The following is an 18389-nucleotide window of genomic DNA, read 5'->3' on the forward strand; positions in this document are numbered from 1 at the left end:
ATCAGAGGTGAAAACGGTAAAGTCATTCAACACTTAGCAAAGAATACTTTTGATTTAAGAGAGGGCACTTTCGAGGAAAAACCGTTATGGATTGTTTGGGAAAAAGAAGGTTATGAAATAAAGGCACTTTTAAGGCATAAAAATAATAGAAGTGAAATAACTTTTAAGCTTATTACACAGCTTCAACTCACTAAAAACTGATTTAAAATATTCGTTTAAGTTTCATTCAATTTATATAATAAAGTTAGTTATAATTAACCCTTCGACATCTTGTTGAAGTGGGATACTATACCGTATAATATATGCTTATTGGCTTTAGAGATAGGTGATTAGGTATGTACTATAGGCTATAAACCAATTTTTAAATCCAATAAAATAGAACTATTTACCCATTTGATCTATAGTCATTGCACCACATTTTAAAAGGTCTTTTGGGTTTAGTTCTATGACTATAATAAAATTATGAATATAACAATACAAGCGTATGCACAGCAATTAGAGGCTATAAATTATAAGTCTTTATGGATAGGTTCTAATGTTATGCAAAAAATAGATGGTATATCAGATCATACAGCATTTACACGTCCTATACCTGAACTTCATAGTGTTGCTGAGATAATAGGGCATTTAACAGCTTTAAATATAAATGTGATAAATAAGATAAAGGCATATTTATCTATTCAACAAGTTTATCAATCTGACTATTGGCGCTCTAATGAAGAACTTAAAACTATTGGTTGGAAACAACTAAAAGAAGATTATGAACAAAGTATTTTGTCATTAATTATCCTCCTTAAAGATAAAGACGATTCTTTTCTTGAAAAAACATACCAAGAAGATAGATTTATAGGCAGTAACCCTTTTGAGTTTTTATTAGAAGGTGTTATACATCATATTCTATATCACTTAGGGCAAATAGGTATTGTCATTAAACTACTTATTAGGAAATAACTTCAAGTGTAATTATTAGGATAACAAATAACCTGTAATTAAGTATTAAACCATACTTAATTACCCATCTCCTTTATGCTAATAAGGAAACATTAATGTTTTTGAACGTTCCCTAACTAGATCAGTCACTTCACTCATTTATAATACGTTATGCTTATTTCGGATCTATATTTGAACTTCTATAAAATTTTAAGCCCCCCTTTTAATTTGAATATTAATTTAAAACCACAAATGAAAAATGATTAAGAATGTAAAGTTATTAAGGGCTAGAATATTTCTAGTTCTCACAGCAATGACACTTTTTATATGTTGTCAAAAAGATGATGAACCTTCCACACATCTAGGGAGACATCTACATGAACAATTACAAACAACTACTACTGTTTCTTTAGATGAGATTCCCAAAGTAGCAGAGTATCTTTCAACACTAGGAGATCATAGAGGGCATTTTACTATCGAAAAATCTGTTGGGGGAAGCAATAGATCAAGTGAACCCGATTTAGTGATAGGTACGCTACAAACTAGCGAGATTATCCAAGTAACAGATCAATATAATCAAAAGAATCACACATTTTTACTTACTTCTATTGAGAATACTAATACCACCGTGAAGTCGACATTTAATCTTGTGGTACAAGAATCTTCAAGTGGTTTATTCTCATATATCACGGAGTATCGACCAGATGAAGATTGGATTCCTAATTATAGAGATTCGCAAGATTTTTCAACCTTTAGTGGAGAGATTATACATTACAGTATTACAGGTAGGTATATTGCAAAATTAAGTTTGATGAATGGTATTGCTATCAATGGGGAAACGAGAAGTCCATGTTCTGATGATGGTGAACCAAGTGGCGGTGGTGGTAATGAAGGAAATCCTAGTCCCGGAGAAAGTGGCCCAGGTGATGGTGATGGAGGTGGGAATGGAGATAATCCCCCACCAGACCCTGATGTATCAGCTGATCTTAAATGGCTTTGTGTTTGGAGGCAGTTTTTACACAATGAACCTAGTGAATGTAATAACCCTAGTATGGGAGGTTCATGGGTTATTGTGATTACCTATGGAGATAAAAGTGTAGAAGATACCGTACGATGCCCTGATGATCTACCTGAACTTCCTGAGATGTGCAATGACGGCAATGGCGATCCTTGTGATTGTGCTCCCGATGGAGTAACTTGTATGGAAGAAGAGCCAGAAGAAGAACCTGAAGACACAGAGACTAATGAAACAGTAGGTGTTATATTTGATTTAGGATTAAATAGAGATTGTAGAAAATTAGAAAATTTAGGAAATAGTCCTAGCTTTCAACAACGTATGCAAGAACTTATCGCTAATAATTCTGGTAATACTGAAATAGCCTATTATGGTAGAAATGATGATAATGATAATATGAATTATTCTGATATGGATAGGTTTGAAAGTCAAGAAGGTAAAAAAGAAATAAATGCTCCAACGCCACAAGACCCCGTTGATTCTTATATTCATAACCACTTTAATGATGGTAACGGTACACTTTCTATTTTTTCTCCGGGAGATTTTTATGCCCTTTATACTCTTTACAGCCAAGGAAGAATAGCCAATACTAGTGATTTTGTTATGGTAATGACTTCGCCTGGTATAAGTAATAGTCCCGATGATGATACTTTATATGCGATTACATTTTCAAGTGAAAATGACTTTGCAGAAACTGGCTCATTTTTGTTGAGTAATCTTGATATTACTGAAAACATTTTTAGAAAATCTGGCCTTTTAGCAAACGTTGATCCTGAAATAGCAGAAAGGCAAATGACGCAGATTTTTAAAGATAATAATTTAGGTCTAACTTTGTTCAGAGGTAACGTTAATGATTTAAATGATTGGACGAGAGTGAGAAGAAAAAATAATAATGATTTCTCAGAAAGTAATTGTAACTAAAAATATAGAAAATGAAAAATATAATAATAATTTTAGGAATTTTATTTATAACAGTAGCGTGTAAAGCGCAACAAATAGTGCCATTAGGCACTTCTTATGAATCAATAGAAAATAGAAATTTTTATATAAAAGATATTGATAACCATCACGATGCTATTGTAGGTGTTTGGAAATGGGAAGACGGAGATAACTCTTTTGAAATCACTTTACAAGAGTTTGAGATGTTTAATTACCCTCCAAATTTACAGCAATTTAGAGATGAAATATTTGGGAAATACACATACATAGAAAATGGAGTTCAAATAGCTTTTGTTAGTGAAATTAATGTAACCCCTGACGCTGTTCTTTACGTAAACTATTTATCACCTACTAGCTATAATGTGATTATGGTAGATGTATCAACTGGAGCTTATAAAGTTGGTGAATTTACTTTATTGGACGATAATACTGCAACTCTATCTCTAAGGGCGAGCGAAGGTTTTAAAATTGATTATGTTGGCAGTGAGAATTTTTCTCTACCGACAGATATTACACTTATCAAGCAATAAGTGTTTATTTAAACACCACATTAAAATTAACCCTTCAATATCATGTTGGAGGGTTAATTACCTAGTGATCTAATCTAAGCCTATTGGTTTCATTAATAGGTAATATAGTTTTCTTACTAAACTTTTAATCCAAAAAAATAGAACTATTTACCCATCTGATCTTTAGTCATTGCACCACATTTTAAAAGAGTCTTTTGGGTATAGTTCTATTATTTAATAAAATTATGAATACAACAGTACAAGCGTATGCACAGCAATTAGAAGCTATAAATTATAAGTCTTTATGGCTAGGGGCTAATATGATGGAGAAAATAGACGGTATCACAGATCTTACAGCGTTTACACGTCCTATACCTGAACTTCATAGTGTTGCTGAGATTATAGGACATTTAACAGCTTTAAATATAAATGTAATTAATAAGATAAAGGCATATTTATCTATTCAGCAAGTTTATCAACCTGATTATTGGCGCTCTAATGAGGAACTTAAAACTATTGGTTGGAAACAACTAAAAGAAGATTACGAACAAAGTATTTTGTCATTAATTATCCTCCTTAAAGATAAAGATGACTCTTTTCTTGAAAAAACATACCAAGAAGATAAATTTAATGGTAGTAACCCTTTTGAGTTTTTATTAGAAGGTGTTATACATCATATCCTATATCACTTAGGACAAATAGGTATTATTATAAAACTTCTTATTAGAAAATAACTAAATTACATCAACATTTTTATTGAACCATTACCAATCATGAAACATATATTATTTTTATTAATTACTATTTTCTGTTTAGAGAGTCAGGCTCAAGATTCAAGTCCGTCAATAAATTACCAAACTATTTTTCATAAAAATGGTGAACTCTGGATTGCACAAAAATTTATCGATGGTCAAAAGGTACTTCAAGAATCTTATTATGAAAATGGAGTATTGAAGGAGAGATTTAAAATAAAGAATGATAAACCACATGGATCAGGTGTTTATTACTTCCCTAGTGGTAGTGTTCAAGAAAAATATACTTATTTCAACGGGAGACTAATTGGAAGCCACGAAAGGTATTATACCTTAAAAAAAATTCGATTTATACGTACTTATAACAATAAAAAAAAATTATCAGGAACAGGAACTTGGTTTCATCCAGACGATAGTATAATTACAGGTAAGTTCTCTTATGATGAAGATGGTAAAATTCACGGTATATTTATGAAATACCCCAGAGATGAAAATTGTAATTTATTAACTGAAGTTAAATGTTATTATAGACATGGTAAAGTGATTACTAAAGAGCAATACTTTGATGACTAAAACTACAAATTTGATAAGAACAGAAACTATCAGAAACTCGATAAAAGCCTTCTAATGAAGAACTCAAGGCTATTGGTTGTAAACAATTAAAAGAAGATTACAAACAAAGTATTTTATCATTTATTGTACTACTTGAAAATAAAGATGATTCTTTTCTTGAAAGTACATACCAAGAAGATAGATTTATAGGCAGTAACCCTTTTGAGTTTTTATTAGAAGGTGTTATACATCATATTCTATATCACTTAGGGCAAATAGGTATTATCATTAAACTACTTATTAGGAAGAAACTATAATATACAATAATGAATAATAAAAAAGTATAGAATAGACAATTGTGATAGCCAGATATTCAGTAGAAAAAAAGCATTAAATACTTTGATTTTTATGCTTTCGTTTTGATGTATATTTACAATGAGGATTACGTCATGTATTATTCTGTAATAATAGAGTACTTTATTTTGAAAATCAAAGTCTATTTTTTTTAATCCTATTATACTCTATGAAAAAGAATGATAGATACTTTTTTTCAATTGTTGTTTTATGTTTTCCGTGTAAAGATTCTCTTATCATATTTTGGAAATGATAATGATCTGTGGAAGAAGTATTTCTCAGTAAGTTTTTTTGAATCTTTTCCCATTCATCTTCAAAATAAGAATCTGTACCATTTTCAGATAAAGATAGGGTGTAAGCGTGTTCAAGTTCATTAGCCCAAGTTGATAGTTTTTCTTTAGCACTACCGCCATCTAATGAAAATTTTTCATAGAATTTGATAAATTTTATTTCATAGTCAGTCATAGCTTTTAGGTATTTTTTATTTGGTATCTATTAGACAATATAGACATTAATATCTAAATGTTAGCTATAATTAAACTTATATCTTCTATCAAAAAGTTCGATAATTGACCTGTTTGGGGTACTGAAACCCTAATCTTTCTGAGATTGGGGTTTTTTTTATGATTTGCTTTCAACATTTTTAGATGCTTACGGCAAACCCGTAATTATTTGATGATCAAGTATTTTTAGTATATTTAATGTGTTATTCATCTTATAAACATACCCATCATGAAAAAAAAGCATCTAACATCTTTGACGTTACACAAAAAAACAATTTCACAACTTACGGCTACACGAGTACAAGGTGGGTTTGGCCCTCCTTTTGCGGAAGAAGGCACCAATGATACAGCATGTCAGGGCAACCTTACCATAACCATTTGCCCGATAAGTGGCTGTTGATAGACGAACGTGGTAATGTGTTATTGAAAACTCCTGCAAAAACAGGAGTTTTTTTTGTGGTTTAATTTTGCCAGCCATTCCTAAAAGGAAAATACGGCAAAACCGTACATATTTGATTGTCAATAATTTTCTCTATCTTGATTAGCATATTAACTAACAAATATATATTATGAAAAAGAGACATTTAAAATCCTTAGAGTTAAACAAAAACACTATTTCCAACCTTACAGCGACAAGAGTGCTAGGAGGTGTAGGATTTGCCGAAGAAGGCTCAGGCGTTGAAGGGTGCCAAGGAATGGCAACTAGAACCGCGTGCTCAACAGGCTGTTAATAGAGACCTGCACACTATTATAACATTGAAAACTCCTGCAAAAACAGGAGTTTTTTTATGGGGCAAAGGATTGTTATTTCTTCTCCACTAGCATAATTATGAGTTTGTTTTATTGGTACGGATTTACCGTAACTATTTGATTATTAATTATTTTAATTAGTTTAGATGTAGTATTCATCTTAAAAATTATGATTATGTTAAAAAACATTTCTAATCTTGGTTCATCATTAAGTACACAAGAACAAAAGCTAATTCAAGGAGGTTCTCCTGTATTCTGCTCAGTATGTTTAGATTATTGTCGATCACAAAATTTTCAAACCAAAGAAGAATTTAGTGCTTGTTTCAATGAGTGTAGACAAGAGCTTTGCTAAATTAAAAAGCGGACTTCGGTTCGCTTTCCTTTTCTCTGTATCCTACCGTGATCGCTTCTCAACTAGGGTAATCGTGAGTTTGTTTTATCGGTACGGATTTACCGTAACTTTTTGATTATTAATTATTTTTAGTAACTTAGAGGTACTAGTAACCATAAAAATCAGTACTATGTTAAAGAACATTTCAAATTTAGGAACCGTTTTAAATAAAACGCAGCAACGATCTATTCATGGGGGTGCGTATTACTGTTTTATCTATACGTATAGTGATTTAGTAGAATGTAGTGAACTTGGTGGAGAAATTGTGTATTGTGCAGAGCATCTTGAATGTGAGGCAGAAGATTAATCCACTTAAAAAAAATACGATAAAGCGAACCAAGGTTCGCTTTTCTTTTGTCTCTTTATTTTAGTATTTCTCAAACCACACTTCTGACTCTTTCTTTTGGATTTAAAAAAAGAAATAGACTTTATACGCTCAGGCAGTTAGTTCGCGAACCTGCCTACCGGAAGGCATACTGAAAAAAACCAGCGTTTAAAAACCGAGAAAGCCCTAATTTATCCTTACATTTAAGGTCACACAACTCACTGAAAAACAGCTATGATGCACGAACATCACACCGATACTTCTATAAAGACCAACGGAAATATCACAGAATATCCTCTCCTCTGGCCGAGTGACCAAAAAAGCTCTACGCATGAACTGGTCATTGATAAAAACTTTATTTATGTCACAGGGCAAAACATGGATCTCGTCGCAAAACTCGATTATCAAGGTACCATTATCACCTATTTTAATATGCCTAAAGGGAGTGGGCCACATGGATTGTTATTAGATACAGAAGAGAATCTTTGGGTGTCGTTGGAGTTTAAAGGTACCGTGGCGCAACTAGATTCCGATGGGTGTATTGTTAAAGAAATTGATGTAAAGTTGTATGCCAAAGACGCCAAAACGCCTATCAATGTGGCGCCCCACGGAATCGGCCTCGATGCCGATGGGAAGCATATTTGGTTTACAGGAAAGCGCACGAGTACGGTAGGAAAATTTAATATTGCTACTGAAACCGTGGAGCATTTTCAGTTAGACAATCTCTCCTCTTTGCCTATTTTTCTTTCGGCAGGATCGAACAGGGCCATGTGGGGAACAGAGTTATTTAGCAGTGCAATCTTACACGTAACCCCCGACGGAACTGTAAAAGAATTTACCATCCCAACCGCCAATAGCAGGCCCATTGCTGTCATTCCTGATCCTTCCGAATCGTGTATGTGGTTTACGGAAGAGACCGGTGTAAAAATTGGAAAGATCGATATGAACGGTACCATCACAGAATACCCTGTTCCTGCGCTTCAAAAAAATGATATCCTCGCTTCCTTAGTCTTTGACCGGGATAAGAATTTATGGGTACAAGTCTATGTCGATCATAAACGTCAGCCGACGAGTGGTCCTGATTATCTACTTAAGTTTGATGCGTCTATTAGAGAGGTGACAGGCGCTTCTATTTCAGAAATTCCTTTTAGTATTCATGTAGTGCCTAGCACAGGAACGATGATGCATCGTATCAAAATGGATCACGATGGTAATTTGTGGTTTACTGAAATGATGAAAGATCGTGTTGGGGTGATTCGGTTTTAACGCTTTCGCGAAAGCGGACTCACAGGCAAGAGCATACACCGTCTACACTATATGAATTTTACAACGTATGATAAAATAGTAATTAACTGACTCCCAAGTGTTTTAATTGTATTTCATCATTTATTAACCCTATACCTGTGGTATGTGGTGGTACAGGAGGAAAAGAACAAATCTTTTACAAGCAGGATGTTTGGTTATGGAAATTTGTGGGAATACGCAGCGTGTTATATTCGTACTAGACACCTTTTATGTTATTTATAGACTTAGCGAACTTCGGTTCGCTTTTCTTTTTTCTTATCCTACCTATTCGTATCTAAAAGGCTTTTTTGAAGTATTTCCTTACAGTTTTATGATAGCTGCCTACGCTTATACATATTCTATTGTAGTTTATTAGTAATAGCTATAATTTCAAGTATTATTTTAATCTTTAAAACTTTATTAGTATGAAAAAAAAGAGCATTAAAGGCCTGAGCCTTAACAAAGACATTATCTCTAGTTTTAATCGTATGCATATCCAAGGAGGTGGTATTAGAACTACACCAGGAAATGGATGTGACACTGCGCAATCATTTTGTGGATACAAAAGTTGTGGCCCTGCATGTGAAGTCGCTACAGCATCTGTACAAACCGTTTGTTGTGATTAATGAAAATTAATTTCTGATATTCAAGCATTAAAAAGCCCTGATTATACAAATAATCAGGGCTTTAATTTGCTTAAGCTTTTTAAACGTTGAGTGGCATATCATATTACATACACCTAGATGACAGTATTTCTATGCACTTTTGGTAATAGACAATAGACTGCCTTAATAAGGTGACTGCTTCTAGTAAGGTTTTACATGCTGGAATCAAATCTTTTTCTATTACTTCTTTTGTTGCTGTTTTCACCTTATGTACAATCGATTGTAATTGAATTGGTTTTTTAATTTCAACAAGAAAAGTAGGTATCTTTATCTGTTTGTCAACCTCTTCCCCCGAAATCACATCTATCATAGGTGATGTTGTTTGTGATACCTCATCAGCGAGCGTTGTTACAATGTCTGTTTGCTGCTGTAACGTCTTTTGAAAACTTTGGTCAAAATCTCTATCGTATACCGTGTTGATTTTTTTAAGTTCAGCAAGTACTTTTTCGTATGAATCTATTTTATTCTGTATCAGAATACACTGTGCTATACATCTTTGTTGATGTTGACTTTTTTGTGTTGCGACCGCTGTTGTCGTATCCTTATAAAGCAGCTCTTTGGTCACAACGACAGTTGCGTAGGTGATCGCTTCAAAATAATGTTGTTGCTCTTCTGTAAATACAATGTCTTCATAATACCCTTCGTTTTTCTGACCAAACTCAGTAATCGCTCTTAAAAACTCATTAGCGACTAGGAGTCCTATAAGAGCCTCTTTTACGGGTAAGGATTTATTTTCTACAATTTGATAAATTACATTTTCCCAAATAAAAATTTCTTGTGCTTCTGTCAATAAGGCAGTTCCTTTTATATTTCTTTTGATCAAAGTATAGGAAAGCTCATTTTTATGCTTTGTAAGCCAACATGAAAAATCATATAATGAGGGTAACGCACTACGCACCTCTGCACACGTCTCAAAAACATTATACAACCTAGCCGCTTTTTGCATAGCAGCATTTCTTTTTTCTTTGCTTTTTAAGCGTGTAATTTTAACAAAATGACTGGTTCTGTTTGCTGGAGGATATATAAGATGCTGATTGTTGCTCTTGGCATCTGACACTGATCGAATTAAGGCCACACCCGCCTTTGAAGAATGGTTCTTCATCTGAATTTCTTTTTTAAATTAATACTTTAAAATAGCTTTTAGGGAAGGCTCAATATGCTTTTTTTGATGTGGTGCATAAAAAAGTCATAGCATTGATGGATTCATTTCTGAAGACATCAAAATGTCAAGTTATGTTATATATGACTCATATAATACAACTTACGATTCTTAAACAAAGGTATTGTCCCCCGACAACCTGTTATTTACTAATATCGATTTTAATGCTCTCCTTTAAAAGAGCAAGTACATCTATTTTCCTTGGTGTGTGGTGCAGATTAAAAAGGAAAACAACTATTCTAAAAAGGGATAGAATAGTGTGATTGTGTTTTTAAAACATGCCTTGCATGTAAAAACATAAAAAGGAATTGTGTTGCTTTTTCATTGCTTTAAAAAATTAAAATTATACTCTGTTTTATCTATAAAAACAAAACGCTCTTTTAAAGTGGTGCTTAAAAGCGAACAGATATCTTTTTGAGATATCAACTGTTTTTTATTGAGGTGTTTATGATAACGTATAAAAATCAAGTATTCGTATACATTTCACAGATTCTTGACCTTTATTTTTGTAATTATTTTGAGCTTCAAATTTAAAAATAAATTTGAAATTTTACTACTAAACAACCGTTAAACATATGACAATAACCAAGCCATAAAGATTCTATTTACTTTATATTTTCTTAAAAATTATTTAACTGTACGTTTGACAAGTGCATAATATTCGCCGCCATCTATCGGTAAATATCCTTGGTCGTATACAAAATAATAAATAGCACCTGCTTTTGTCTTATATGTACTCGTGAAGTAATTAAAGTCAAAATCGGCAGCAATCAGTTTTGCTTTTGTCGTTTTAGTTTTGTCTCCTGGGTTGAATGCTTCTAGAATACGATAGTTCTTACGTAGTCTATTATTAATGGTGCGTACAAGATTTTTAGAATCTTTATTAAACTTATTGTTGTAACTGTTCCGACAAGCATCATTGCAGAATTTCTTATCTGCTCTTCCTAGGATACGTGTTCCACATTCTAGACATTTTTTTTCCATATACTCTTTTTGGTCATCATGCATCCATAAGTAGATGAAGATGAATTCATTTTACTAGACGATGCGCACAACCTAAAATTTTCACACTAAAAGTAATAAAATAATATCAGTGATTTCATAAAGTCGATTTTACAGCGTAAGAAACTCAACGGTTTTTCCGTAAAATTTGTAAGAAAGTGTGTATTTCATCGATTAAATACACGTTTATGACGTTTATGTGCATTTTTATTCTATTTTAGCAATCCCAAATCATAATACCCCAAATCATGAAGTTACTAACAAATTCCCTATTTGTCATGGGATTGGCTTGCCTACTTTTATCATGTAGCCCAGAAGAAACAGAAGATATAACATCGACTGCAAATTTTGAAAGCGAATTAAATATAGAGAATGACGACACCATGTCAAATGAAATTTTAGTTATTATCAATGAGCACAGAGCTTCTCTCAATCTTCCGCCTTTTTCATCACACGCATTAGCAAAAGAGGAAGCGATGGAGCATACTACTTACATGATTATAAACAATAGAGTAAGTCACGACAATTTCTTTGAACGGTCTGATTACTTAAAAGCCAATGGCGCTTCTTCAGTAAGTGAAAATGTTGCTTTTGGATATCGCACGGCACAAGCAGTAGTAGACGGGTGGTTAAATAGCCCTGACCATAAACAAGCTATAGAAGGTGATTATACCCATTCGGGTATTAGTGTTGCCCAAACAGAAAGTGGTGTTAACTTTTTTACCCACATATTTGTGAATTAAAGATCCCCAAACCATAATTGGTTTACAACTCCGTTGGTTTAGTACTAGCGGGGTTGTTTTTTTTTGGGTGTATACGATCATACCAAGCATTGTATTCCAAGAATATTGTATTTTTATACAAATTCTTTTTAGATCATGGCTATAGCAAAACCTTTTAATCTTAATCAATGGATAGAAGAAAACAGAGATCTTCTTAAACCACCTGTAGGTAACAAAAACTTATACAAAGATGCGGGTGACTATATTGTCATGATTGTAGCAGGTCCCAATGCCCGTAAAGACTATCATTACAACGAGACTGAGGAGCTATTTTTCCAACTAGAAGGAAATATTGAAGTTCACATCCAAGAAGACGGACAGAAAAAAACAATGGCTTTAGGCCCTGGAGATATGTACTTACATCCCGCGGGTGTTCCTCATTCTCCAGTACGTCATGAAGGTTCTATTGGACTCGTAATAGAGCGCAAAAGAGATAACCTTGAAGGTAAAGATGGGCTATTATGGTTTTGTGACAACTGCAACACCAAACTACACGAGGTGTACTTCCCACTTCACGATATAGAAAGTGATTTTTTGACACACTTTAAGGATTTTTATGGCGATGTAGCAAAACGCACCTGCTCCAATTGTGGCGAGGTGATGCCTACTGATCAACGTTTTTTAGCAAAGGAGTAATGATACTTCCTTCCATACATTTGTAGGATACTATTCTATACTGCACAAATATTCAAGGGTCCGCTTTCGCGAAAGCGTAAAAAACCAGCACCCCATTGAGAAACCAGCTTATTGGAGTGGACGGAAGATCAAGTCCTACTGCATTTAATCCAAGAAATTCAATGCCTCTCGATTTCACAACAACGCATTGTACACCCATTCTTGAGAGGAATGAAACATCACACAATTACAACCGTAATAAAGCTACCGTATTCTTTTTCAAGCCTAAGATTATCTGTATCTTCGCAAACGATTTCTTTAATATAAAAAACAAAACAAAATGAGCACAATTGCTACAGATTTTGGTATAGACGAAGCCTTAAAACAGCTTGGTATCAAAGATATAAATGATGGAACTTCTACAGGAAACCAATGGTTTTCTAATGGAGACACCATTGAGTCACACTCTCCAGTGGATGGTCAACTTATAGGAAAAGTGACTACGACCACCCGTGCAGATTACGACAAGGTGATGGAAGCGGCGACCACTGCTTTCAAAACTTGGAGAATAAAACCAGCACCGCTTCGTGGTGAAGTGGTCCGCCAGTTTGGTCAAAAACTACGTGAGCTTAAAGAACCTTTAGGTAAATTGGTGTCTTATGAGATGGGTAAATCATATCAAGAAGGACTTGGTGAAGTACAAGAAATGATAGACATCTGTGATTTTGCTGTAGGTCTTTCTCGTCAGTTACATGGTCTTACCATGCATTCTGAGCGCCCTGGACATCGTATGTATGAGCAATACCATCCATTAGGTGTGGTAGGAATCATCTCTGCGTTTAATTTCCCTGTGGCTGTTTGGGCTTGGAATACCGCTTTAGCGTGGATTTGTGGGGATGTATGTGTTTGGAAACCCTCAGAAAAAACACCATTGTGTGGGGTTGCTTGTCAAAATATCATAGCCGCAGTATTAAAAGAAAATGAGCTGCCAGAAGGAATTTCATGCCTTATTAACGGTGATTATAAAGTAGGTGAGTTTATGACCACAGATACCCGTATCCCTCTAGTTTCTGCGACTGGAAGTACACGTATGGGTAAAATTGTATCTCGTACTGTTGGTGAGCGTCTTGGAAAATCATTATTAGAGTTAGGTGGTAATAACGCGATTATCGTAACGCCAGATGCAGATATCAAAATGACCGTGATAGGCGGTGTTTTTGGCGCTGTAGGAACTTGTGGGCAACGTTGTACCTCAACAAGACGTATCATCATTCACGAAAGTATTTATGATAAAGTAAAAGATGCGATTGTTGCTGCTTATGGACAATTACGTATCGGAAATCCCCTAGATGAAAATAACCATGTAGGACCATTAATTGATACTGATGCTGTTGCTAATTATAACAATGCCTTAGCGCAAGTAGTTGCACAAGGAGGAAAAATTATCGTAGAAGGTGGCGTACTTTCTGGAGAAGGGTATGAAAGCGGATGTTATGTAAAACCTGCCATCGCCGAAGCAGATAACAGCTTCCCTATTGTACAACATGAAACATTTGCACCTGTATTATATCTTCTAAAATACTCAGGAGATGTAGAAAATGCCATCGATGTTCAAAACGGGGTTGCACAAGGATTATCTAGTGCGATTATGACAAACAACCTTCGTGAGGCAGAGCGTTTCTTAAGTGTTGCAGGATCTGATTGCGGGATTGCAAATGTAAATATTGGAACTTCAGGCGCTGAGATAGGTGGTGCTTTTGGAGGAGAAAAAGATACAGGGGGAGGACGCGAGTCAGGCTCTGATGCTTGGAAAGTGTACATGCGTCGTCAAACAAATACGATTAACTACACAACTGAGTTACCACTGGCACAAGGAATCAAATTTGATTTGTAGTACCTAACAACTTTAAAACTAAAAACCCTCATACGTTTCCGTAGTGAGGGTTTTCTTTTGTGTAGTTTTGTAGTTTTAATTAAGTCTTTCTATAACCGTACTTTCTCAAGAGATAGTATATGTAGGAATAGCACTAGTTGTTCTTAGGTTTTCCAGTCAAAAGCTTAATTCTAATCAGTAGGATTAATACGTTTGCTTATTAAACAACAGAAAGGCAATAACTCCTACCTTTATTTTTATTTTTATTTTAAAAAAATAAAACAAGCGGCTTGAAATGATAGTAATTCTCTATTTTACAGGCCTATATTGCAATTTATAATATAGCAGCAATTTTGATCAATAAGACACATATTCCTAAATGGATTTTACCTGTGATTGTCCTATCACAATTTTGCGGAACTTCGCTTTGGTTTTCTAGTAATGCCGTATTGCAGGATCTTAGTAATCACTTCTCACTACCAGAAAACGCACTTGCACATATCACATCTGCTGTTCAATTTGGATTTATCACAGGAACTCTTGTATTTGCCATTTTAAGTATCGCCGATCGATTTTCTCCTTCAAAAGTATTTGCCATAAGCGCTTTGATCGCTGCTGTTTTCAATGGGGTTATTATTTGGAATCATCACACACTTACGAGTATTCTCATACTACGATTTCTTACTGGATTTTTCTTAGCAGGTATTTATCCTGTAGGTATGAAAATAGCTGCCGATTATTATGATAAAGGACTCGGAAAATCTTTAGGATTTCTTGTAGGTGCACTTGTGTTAGGGACTGCATTTCCACATCTATTACACGGATTCACAGAACAACTCCCATGGAAAACCATCCTGATCATTACCTCAATTATTGCTGTTTCAGGAGGGTTCCTTTTATATTTTTTAGTTCCAGATGGACCCTACAGAACAAAGAGCCCTGCTTTGAATCTTTCTGTGATTCCAAAAATTTTTAAGGACAAATCCTTTAAAGCAGCTGCCTTTGGCTATTTTGGACACATGTGGGAACTGTACGCGTTCTGGGCATTTGTTCCATTTATCATAACGGCATACACTATTATACACCCAAATAACTCATTAAATATCGCTATTTCTTCTTTTGTCGTCATCGCAATAGGCGCCTTTGCCTGCGTTATAGGCGGTTATATCTCTTTATACAAAGGAGTTAAAAAAACAGCTTTGGTGTCGCTTACCCTTTCAGGATTATTTTGTGTGATATCCCCTTTATTATTTATGATCCCTTCACAAGCTTTATTTCTAACAATACTCTCTCTTTGGGGCATGGTAGTTATTGCAGATTCACCCATGTTTTCAACTCTTGTAGCACAAAACGCCCCTCCTATCTATAAAGGAACAGCATTGACAATTGTCAACTGTATTGGTTTTGCCATCACTATTATAAGTATTCAAATCCTATTGCTATTACAATCCTATCTGGATGTCAAATACCTATTACTGATCCTAGCCATAGGCCCTATATTTGGTATAATTTCTATATGTAAATCAACGTAATTCTAATCGGTATTTAGCCGTAATATCATTTTTCTAATGCTTATTCGTGAGATAAGAAGCCTACATTTTTTGTTGTTGTTTTTTAGTAACTTTAAACACTATTAACCAAACCTAACTAGAATGAGCAAAAAGACGAGATACCTATTTGGTATTTTGCTTACTATTGGTGTCGGAACGATTTTAATGAGGTCTTACTGCTGCACTACAAGTGAAGAAATTCCAGAGAAAGTAGTTACTGTAAAACCCGAACCGATCAATACAGGCTTTACGATCAAAGATCTTAGCCCAAATGCAACCTTTGCATATACAAGTACTGCTAATTTTAGCTTTAAACCCTCTGATTTTAATCTTCATCAAACTATACCAAAAGGAGTTACTGATGGAATACAACACGTAAAAACACACCTTGGTAATAACACCAAAAAGTCTATAGATATTACCGCTTTTTATACAGGAAGTGAAGTCAATACGTCTGCATTTCCAAACCTAGGTATTGCAAGAGCAAACTCCATTAAAAATTACCTAAGTACTCAAGGGATCCCTTCAAGACAAATAAACATCTTTGGAAAAGAAAATAATGACCTTGTGATAACAGATTCTTTATATATGGATCCAGTTAGATATGCCATATCTGAAGGGAATAGCCAAGAAGAACAAGAATTAGAAGCACTTAAAAAGCGTTTTAATGACAACCCTTTGATTCTGTACTTTCAAAATGGGCAAGCATCTATTAACCCAACGGACGAGCAACGTCAAAAAATAGCTGACATCAGTCGTTATTTGGACAAAGTAGAGGGTTCTTCTATAACCATAGAGGGACACACAGACAATACGGGAGGACGTACTGCAAACATAAGTTTGGGTCTGAAAAGAGCCAATGCTATCAAACAAGATTTTATTATTAATGGTATTCCTGAAGAAAAGATCATCACAACATCAAAAGGACCTGATGAACCTCTAGCTACTAATACAAATGAAGAAGGTAAAGCAAAAAATAGACGTTCTGTCGTCAGAATAAACGAACTAAAAAACTAAAAAATGAATATAGTAATCATAGACGTAACAAATTCGATTCCATGTTGGGTCATCCCTTTAATCGTAGGCCTTATATGTACCATTTTTGGATACCTATTAGGGCGTCTTGCCGGTCAAAAAAACGATCCAAGTAATGATCTTGATCTATGGAAACGTAAAAATGCCTCCTTAAAAGCAGATTTAGATGCGTGTCGCTCTGAGCTTAGTATCGTATCAAGTGCCACTGCAGCAGCAAGTACCACGGCTAGTATCACATCATCATTTTCTTCTGATGCCTCAGACACATCGCCCAAAGCTTCGCTAATTCCATTTGATGCTGCTGCCGCAAAAGCTGCTTTTGGGAAAGCTATCAAAGAAAATGACCTTACAATTATAGAAGGTATTGGTCCTAAAATAAAAGAACTCTTCCATAATTTTGAGATAAAGACATGGGCTTCCCTAGCAGATACTTCTGTAGAAACCTGTCAAGAAGTGCTAGACAGTGGCGGAAAACGATTTCAAATACACCACCCAAAAAACTGGCCTTTACAAGCACAACTCGCTACCGAAGGAAAATGGTACGAACTCAAAAAATGGCAAGATGAACATGAATATGGGAAAGACTAAATACACCCTATTGTAATACAAAGTTCCTTTTCAAGAAAAATGAAAAGGAACTTTTTGTTTCTCAAAAATAAATTAGCGTATATTGCTCTGCAAACCCTCCTATCTAAATCACTATAAACTAATTAATAATTTAATTATGACAAGAGAAGAACATCTTCAGTTTTGTAAAAAATGCACCAAAAGAGAATTAGATATAGAGCTAGGACTTGTTTGTAGTCTGACCAAAAGACAAGCTGACTTTTCTGGAGAGTGTCCAAATTATACGCATGACGAGACTGTACTAGAACAAATGGATGACTCAGAATCTCTTGACCGACAAGTATTACTTGCTAAAGTATCAGAAAAAGCGCTAGAAAAATATAGAACAGAACAGAATCTTCCCGCGGCAATAGGCGTTGGAGTTGCAGTAGGTTTAATAGGGGCTGCATTATGGGCTGCTATTACTGTGGCCACAGGATATCAGATTGGATACATGGCAATAGCTATAGGTGCTGGGGTTGGAATCTCTATGCGAATATTTGGTAAAGGAATAGATCAGATTTTTGGAATCTCAGGAGCTATTATCGCTATTTTAAGTTGTCTTTTAGGAAACTTTTTTAGTGTTATAGCCTCCACAGCAGATTATGAAAATCTTGGGTATATTGAAACATTCAATATCATTAATGAGTCTTCTCTAATTATCCCTATAATGTCCGAAACATTCAGTGGAATGGATTTATTCTTTTATGCAATTGCTGCATACGAAGGGTATAAATTTGCATTTAGAGTATTTACAGAAAAAGAACTAGGAGAAGAAGGATTGTAAAATGATTGGAG

The 18389-nt window shown here is 34.6% G+C and carries 22 protein-coding genes; 18 read left to right on the plus strand and 4 right to left on the minus strand.

Going from position 1 to position 18389, the window contains the following annotated elements; genetic code table 11:
* The 6 genes from ACFO3O_RS20840 to ACFO3O_RS20865 form a co-directional block, all read left to right on the plus strand.
* Nucleotides 1-201 (plus strand): hypothetical protein (locus tag ACFO3O_RS20840; protein ID WP_379982494.1); only part of this gene is annotated, 201 nt, incomplete at its 5' end.
* Nucleotides 202-462: 261 nt separating this feature from the next.
* Nucleotides 463-951: a DinB family protein gene (locus ACFO3O_RS20845; RefSeq protein ID WP_379982496.1), complete on the plus strand. Its 489-nt coding sequence runs from the start codon at nucleotides 463-465 to the stop codon at nucleotides 949-951.
* A gap of 238 nt (nucleotides 952-1189) precedes the next feature.
* Nucleotides 1190-2866 (plus strand): hypothetical protein, encoded by a 1677-nt coding sequence (locus ACFO3O_RS20850; RefSeq protein ID WP_379982498.1) that lies wholly within the window; start codon nucleotides 1190-1192, stop codon nucleotides 2864-2866.
* A gap of 11 nt (nucleotides 2867-2877) precedes the next feature.
* Complete coding sequence (locus tag ACFO3O_RS20855; RefSeq protein ID WP_379982500.1) at nucleotides 2878-3414, plus strand: DUF6705 family protein; 537 nt, start codon at nucleotides 2878-2880, stop codon at nucleotides 3412-3414.
* Between the two features lie 224 nt (nucleotides 3415-3638).
* A complete protein-coding gene (locus tag ACFO3O_RS20860; RefSeq protein WP_379982502.1) occupies nucleotides 3639-4127 on the plus strand; it encodes a DinB family protein in 489 nt (162 codons plus the stop codon).
* 39 nt (nucleotides 4128-4166) lie between these two features.
* Nucleotides 4167-4718: a toxin-antitoxin system YwqK family antitoxin gene (locus ACFO3O_RS20865; protein WP_379982504.1), complete on the plus strand. Its 552-nt coding sequence runs from the start codon at nucleotides 4167-4169 to the stop codon at nucleotides 4716-4718.
* Nucleotides 4719-5186: 468 nt separating this feature from the next.
* Here ACFO3O_RS20865 and ACFO3O_RS20870 read toward each other — a convergent pair whose 3' ends face one another.
* Nucleotides 5187-5516: a hypothetical protein gene (locus tag ACFO3O_RS20870; RefSeq protein WP_379982506.1), complete on the minus strand. Its 330-nt coding sequence runs from the start codon at nucleotides 5514-5516 to the stop codon at nucleotides 5187-5189.
* A gap of 267 nt (nucleotides 5517-5783) precedes the next feature.
* Between ACFO3O_RS20870 and ACFO3O_RS20875 the strand changes: the two genes are divergently transcribed.
* The 5 genes from ACFO3O_RS20875 to ACFO3O_RS20895 all read left to right on the plus strand — a co-directional run bounded on the left by ACFO3O_RS20875 (nucleotide 5784) and on the right by ACFO3O_RS20895 (nucleotide 8930).
* Nucleotides 5784-5954 (plus strand): class I lanthipeptide, encoded by a 171-nt coding sequence (locus tag ACFO3O_RS20875; RefSeq protein WP_379982508.1) that lies wholly within the window; start codon nucleotides 5784-5786, stop codon nucleotides 5952-5954.
* 169 nt (nucleotides 5955-6123) lie between these two features.
* Nucleotides 6124-6285 carry a hypothetical protein gene (locus tag ACFO3O_RS20880; RefSeq protein ID WP_379982510.1) on the plus strand — a complete coding sequence of 54 codons (162 nt, stop codon included), beginning with the start codon at nucleotides 6124-6126 and terminating at the stop codon, nucleotides 6283-6285.
* Nucleotides 6286-6825: 540 nt separating this feature from the next.
* Complete coding sequence (locus tag ACFO3O_RS20885) at nucleotides 6826-7002, plus strand: hypothetical protein (RefSeq protein ID WP_379982512.1); 177 nt, start codon at nucleotides 6826-6828, stop codon at nucleotides 7000-7002.
* A gap of 252 nt (nucleotides 7003-7254) precedes the next feature.
* Nucleotides 7255-8286: a Vgb family protein gene (locus ACFO3O_RS20890; RefSeq protein WP_379982514.1), complete on the plus strand. Its 1032-nt coding sequence runs from the start codon at nucleotides 7255-7257 to the stop codon at nucleotides 8284-8286.
* Between the two features lie 443 nt (nucleotides 8287-8729).
* Nucleotides 8730-8930 (plus strand): class I lanthipeptide, encoded by a 201-nt coding sequence (locus tag ACFO3O_RS20895; protein WP_379982516.1) that lies wholly within the window; start codon nucleotides 8730-8732, stop codon nucleotides 8928-8930.
* A gap of 103 nt (nucleotides 8931-9033) precedes the next feature.
* Here the strand turns inward: ACFO3O_RS20895 and ACFO3O_RS20900 are convergent, their stop codons facing one another.
* Nucleotides 9034-10071 (minus strand): hypothetical protein, encoded by a 1038-nt coding sequence (locus ACFO3O_RS20900; protein WP_379982518.1) that lies wholly within the window; start codon nucleotides 10069-10071, stop codon nucleotides 9034-9036.
* Nucleotides 10072-10755: 684 nt separating this feature from the next.
* Nucleotides 10756-11112, minus strand: a complete 357-nt coding sequence (locus ACFO3O_RS20905) for a hypothetical protein (protein WP_379982520.1) — start codon at nucleotides 11110-11112, stop codon at nucleotides 10756-10758.
* Between the two features lie 266 nt (nucleotides 11113-11378).
* Between ACFO3O_RS20905 and ACFO3O_RS20910 the strand changes: the two genes are divergently transcribed.
* Both ACFO3O_RS20910 and ACFO3O_RS20915 read left to right on the plus strand, forming a co-directional pair.
* On the plus strand, nucleotides 11379-11873 hold the full coding sequence (locus ACFO3O_RS20910) for a CAP domain-containing protein (protein ID WP_379982522.1): 495 nt from the start codon (nucleotides 11379-11381) through the stop codon (nucleotides 11871-11873).
* A gap of 135 nt (nucleotides 11874-12008) precedes the next feature.
* Nucleotides 12009-12548, plus strand: coding sequence for a 3-hydroxyanthranilate 3,4-dioxygenase (locus ACFO3O_RS20915; protein WP_379982524.1), 540 nt, complete (start codon nucleotides 12009-12011; stop codon nucleotides 12546-12548).
* 52 nt (nucleotides 12549-12600) lie between these two features.
* Here the strand turns inward: ACFO3O_RS20915 and ACFO3O_RS20920 are convergent, their stop codons facing one another.
* Nucleotides 12601-12747, minus strand: coding sequence for a hypothetical protein (locus tag ACFO3O_RS20920; protein ID WP_379982526.1), 147 nt, complete (start codon nucleotides 12745-12747; stop codon nucleotides 12601-12603).
* A 120-nt stretch (nucleotides 12748-12867) separates the two neighbouring features.
* Between ACFO3O_RS20920 and amaB the strand changes: the two genes are divergently transcribed.
* The 5 genes from amaB (at nucleotide 12868) to ACFO3O_RS20945 (ending at nucleotide 18378) form a co-directional block, all read left to right on the plus strand.
* Nucleotides 12868-14421: an L-piperidine-6-carboxylate dehydrogenase gene (gene amaB / locus ACFO3O_RS20925; RefSeq protein WP_379982528.1), complete on the plus strand. Its 1554-nt coding sequence runs from the start codon at nucleotides 12868-12870 to the stop codon at nucleotides 14419-14421.
* Nucleotides 14422-14753: 332 nt separating this feature from the next.
* Nucleotides 14754-15932: an MFS transporter gene (locus ACFO3O_RS20930; protein WP_379982530.1), complete on the plus strand. Its 1179-nt coding sequence runs from the start codon at nucleotides 14754-14756 to the stop codon at nucleotides 15930-15932.
* 120 nt (nucleotides 15933-16052) lie between these two features.
* Nucleotides 16053-16967: an OmpA family protein gene (locus ACFO3O_RS20935; RefSeq protein WP_379982532.1), complete on the plus strand. Its 915-nt coding sequence runs from the start codon at nucleotides 16053-16055 to the stop codon at nucleotides 16965-16967.
* A 3-nt stretch (nucleotides 16968-16970) separates the two neighbouring features.
* Nucleotides 16971-17573, plus strand: a complete 603-nt coding sequence (locus ACFO3O_RS20940) for a hypothetical protein (protein WP_379982534.1) — start codon at nucleotides 16971-16973, stop codon at nucleotides 17571-17573.
* 136 nt (nucleotides 17574-17709) lie between these two features.
* Complete coding sequence (locus ACFO3O_RS20945) at nucleotides 17710-18378, plus strand: hypothetical protein (RefSeq protein WP_379982536.1); 669 nt, start codon at nucleotides 17710-17712, stop codon at nucleotides 18376-18378.
* Nucleotides 18379-18389: the final 11 nt, after the last annotated feature.

The sequence above is a fragment of the Dokdonia ponticola genome, from assembly GCF_042653865.1.
In the GTDB taxonomy this organism is placed as follows: domain Bacteria; phylum Bacteroidota; class Bacteroidia; order Flavobacteriales; family Flavobacteriaceae; genus Dokdonia; species Dokdonia ponticola.

Bases quoted from the DNA above. Each gene is read 5' to 3' on its own strand.
- ACFO3O_RS20875 (WP_379982508.1), top strand. From the start codon at position 5,784: ATGAAAAAAAAGCATCTAACATCTTTGACGTTACACAAAAAAACAATT.
- ACFO3O_RS20850 (WP_379982498.1), top strand. From the start codon at position 1,190: ATGATTAAGAATGTAAAGTTATTAAGGGCTAGAATATTTCTAGTTCTC.
- ACFO3O_RS20890 (WP_379982514.1), top strand. From the start codon at position 7,255: ATGATGCACGAACATCACACCGATACTTCTATAAAGACCAACGGAAAT.
- ACFO3O_RS20870 (WP_379982506.1), bottom strand. From the start codon at position 5,516: ATGACTGACTATGAAATAAAATTTATCAAATTCTATGAAAAATTTTCA.
- ACFO3O_RS20945 (WP_379982536.1), top strand. From the start codon at position 17,710: ATGACAAGAGAAGAACATCTTCAGTTTTGTAAAAAATGCACCAAAAGA.
- ACFO3O_RS20920 (WP_379982526.1), bottom strand. From the start codon at position 12,747: ATGGGTGTACAATGCGTTGTTGTGAAATCGAGAGGCATTGAATTTCTT.
- ACFO3O_RS20935 (WP_379982532.1), top strand. From the start codon at position 16,053: ATGAGCAAAAAGACGAGATACCTATTTGGTATTTTGCTTACTATTGGT.
- ACFO3O_RS20845 (WP_379982496.1), top strand. From the start codon at position 463: ATGAATATAACAATACAAGCGTATGCACAGCAATTAGAGGCTATAAAT.
- ACFO3O_RS20865 (WP_379982504.1), top strand. From the start codon at position 4,167: ATGAAACATATATTATTTTTATTAATTACTATTTTCTGTTTAGAGAGT.
- ACFO3O_RS20880 (WP_379982510.1), top strand. From the start codon at position 6,124: ATGAAAAAGAGACATTTAAAATCCTTAGAGTTAAACAAAAACACTATT.
- ACFO3O_RS20940 (WP_379982534.1), top strand. From the start codon at position 16,971: ATGAATATAGTAATCATAGACGTAACAAATTCGATTCCATGTTGGGTC.
- ACFO3O_RS20915 (WP_379982524.1), top strand. From the start codon at position 12,009: ATGGCTATAGCAAAACCTTTTAATCTTAATCAATGGATAGAAGAAAAC.
- ACFO3O_RS20855 (WP_379982500.1), top strand. From the start codon at position 2,878: ATGAAAAATATAATAATAATTTTAGGAATTTTATTTATAACAGTAGCG.
- amaB (WP_379982528.1), top strand. From the start codon at position 12,868: ATGAGCACAATTGCTACAGATTTTGGTATAGACGAAGCCTTAAAACAG.
- ACFO3O_RS20900 (WP_379982518.1), bottom strand. From the start codon at position 10,071: ATGAAGAACCATTCTTCAAAGGCGGGTGTGGCCTTAATTCGATCAGTG.
- ACFO3O_RS20895 (WP_379982516.1), top strand. From the start codon at position 8,730: ATGAAAAAAAAGAGCATTAAAGGCCTGAGCCTTAACAAAGACATTATC.
- ACFO3O_RS20905 (WP_379982520.1), bottom strand. From the start codon at position 11,112: ATGGAAAAAAAATGTCTAGAATGTGGAACACGTATCCTAGGAAGAGCA.
- ACFO3O_RS20885 (WP_379982512.1), top strand. From the start codon at position 6,826: ATGTTAAAGAACATTTCAAATTTAGGAACCGTTTTAAATAAAACGCAG.
- ACFO3O_RS20910 (WP_379982522.1), top strand. From the start codon at position 11,379: ATGAAGTTACTAACAAATTCCCTATTTGTCATGGGATTGGCTTGCCTA.
- ACFO3O_RS20860 (WP_379982502.1), top strand. From the start codon at position 3,639: ATGAATACAACAGTACAAGCGTATGCACAGCAATTAGAAGCTATAAAT.